Source organism: Streptomyces anatolicus, assembly GCF_019400875.1.
Taxonomy (GTDB): Bacteria; Actinomycetota; Actinomycetes; order Streptomycetales; family Streptomycetaceae; genus Streptomyces; species Streptomyces anatolicus.
The window spans coordinates 1-2189 of sequence record NZ_WMBF01000729.1; the positions used below are offsets into that span (position 1 = coordinate 1).

3 protein-coding genes are annotated in these 2189 nt (G+C 67.9%); all 3 read left to right on the plus strand.

The features are described 5' to 3' along the window. The first annotated feature begins 341 nt into the window (after positions 1-341). Positions 342-710: an STAS domain-containing protein gene (locus tag GKQ77_RS31900; RefSeq protein ID WP_125513172.1), complete on the plus strand. Its 369-nt coding sequence runs from the start codon at positions 342-344 to the stop codon at positions 708-710. A gap of 249 nt (positions 711-959) precedes the next feature. After that, a complete protein-coding gene (locus GKQ77_RS31905; RefSeq protein ID WP_219692599.1) occupies positions 960-1469 on the plus strand; it encodes an ATP-binding protein in 510 nt (169 codons plus the stop codon). 206 nt (positions 1470-1675) lie between these two features. Next, on the plus strand, positions 1676-2189 hold a 514-nt coding region (locus GKQ77_RS31910; protein WP_219692600.1), incomplete at its 3' end, for a peptidase.

Consider the following 2189-nt stretch of genomic DNA (forward strand, 5'->3'; position numbering starts at 1 on the left):
GTGGGAGGGGCCCGGGATGGTGGCGGAGCGGTGCGGCGGGAGTGTCGACGTCGCTTGGTCAGTATGCGATTCGTCGAGCCGGGGTGACATGGGTGTCCTCCATCGTTCTCGGCATATGGCTGCCGATGCCAATACGTGCACTGCGGTGTGCGGCGCCTCCAAAGCCGTCCGTGTCGATTCGTGTCTCTTCTACCCCTACCCGCTTCCGCGCGTCGCTTGCAAGTGCCTTGTGCGGGTAAATGTCCGATTTCGGGGGGATGTTCGGGTACCCCGAACCGTACGGAGGGCGTAATGTTCAGGGGCATCATCAACAGCCACGACGGTCGGAAGAGAGAGACGGCATGGACCGCGGCACGGTCGGCAGTGCGCACAGGGGCCGACTCCTGGTCGAAGTGCGGAAGGCGGGCACGAGCGCCGTCGTGACACCGGCGGGTGAGCTGGATCACCACACCGCCGATCTCCTGCGCGAGCCGCTGGAAAGCTGCCTCGCGGAGGGCTACGCACGGCTCGTCGTGGACTGCTCGCGTCTTGAGTTCTGTGACTCCACGGGGCTCAACGTGCTGCTCGGGGCCCGGCTCAAGGCCGAGGCCGCGGGGGGCGGAGTCCATCTGGCCGGGATGCTGCCGGTGGTGGCCCGGGTCTTCGAGATCACCGGTGCGGAGGCCGTCTTCACTCTCCACGAGACGCTCGACGCCGCCCTGGCGGACTGACCGTGACGGCTCCGCGCGAAAGTTACGCGTCAGTTGTCTCTGTGTGATCAAGGCGTTACCAGCGTCACACGGACCGGCCCGAACTAGTGGGTGTTCTCACGGTTTCGCCGGGCAGGAGAGACCTGGATCCGTCATCTGTCAGAACGGCAAGCAGCCGATGTCCCCTACTCGTCCACAGACCCCTATTTGTCCCAGAGTCCTCTGCGTGTCCAGAGTGCTCAGTCATCTTGTCGGTGAGGTGAAGCGCTGATGAGCACCACCCGGCCTTACTCGCCGGGCGACCGCGGCCCGGAGCCCGAGGCCGCTGTCGCGGACGCTCCCGAGGACCGGGCTTCCGGGGCGCCCAAGGCTCGCCAGGTCCGCCGGCTGAGCCTGAACGGCGCGAGCGGCATCGTCCCGCTCGCCCGGGACTACACACGCGAGGCGCTGCACGCGTGGGGCTGGCTGCCCGCGGAGAGCGCCGACCGGCGTGCCGCCGCCGAGGACGTCCTGCTCGTCGTCTCCGAACTGGTCACCAACGCCTGCCTGCATGCCGAGGGCCCGGACGAGCTGTGGCTCTCCTGCGACGGCAAGGTGCTGCGCATCGAGGTCTCCGACCGGGGCGCGGGGCAGCCCACGCCCCGCACCCCGCACCGCGCCGGGCGCCCCGGCGGGCACGGCATGTTCATCGTCCAGCGGCTCTGCCTGGACTGGGGCGTGGTCCGCGGCTCCGAGGGCACGGGCAAGACGGTCTGGGCGGAGCTGGGCGCACCGGCCTAGCGTTTAGGCCTGGGGCTTCGGTCCTGGGCCAAGGGTGTTACCCACGGTTCGTACGCGCGCCGGATCATCGCGATCCGGCGCGTACTTTGTCTTCCCTCGGCGAGGTCCCGGGCGTACCTTGAGCGCCCAATCTGATGTGCCGTCAGTAATCCAGCGTTATCCCGCACCGCGGCACGCCACGACGACCGGCATGAGGGGATCACGAGGTGTCGTACAAGAAATCGGCCGCACTCGCGCTTGCCACCGCCCTGGCCGGCGGCTCAGCGGTGCTGATGGCCGCCCCTGCCGCGCAGGCCACCGTCCAGGACGTCGACTACAAGTGCAAGACGCCGATCGGCGACAAGAGCGCGGTCTCGCCGATCGACATCAAGAGCGTCAAGAGCGGCAGCGCCTACAAGCTGACGATGTCCTTCGAGAAGGGCGTCTCGTCCAGCCCCGTGGAGCTTGGCAAGGGCGCGATGCAGCCAAGTGCGGTGATCAAGCTGGGCGGTGCCGAGAGCGGCACCGTGCCGGTCTCCGGTGCGGCGAACTCCGAGGCGATCCCCGCCAACACCCCCATCAAGATCAGTGACTTGTCCGGGACGTATACGCCCAAGAAGAGCGGCAAGGTCACGTTCACTGCCGGGGTCCTCACGATCAAGGCGCTGGGTACGACGACGACGTGTACGCCGTCCAACAATCCGAAGCCGTCGCTTGAGCTGGACGTGAAGGGGGCGGGGG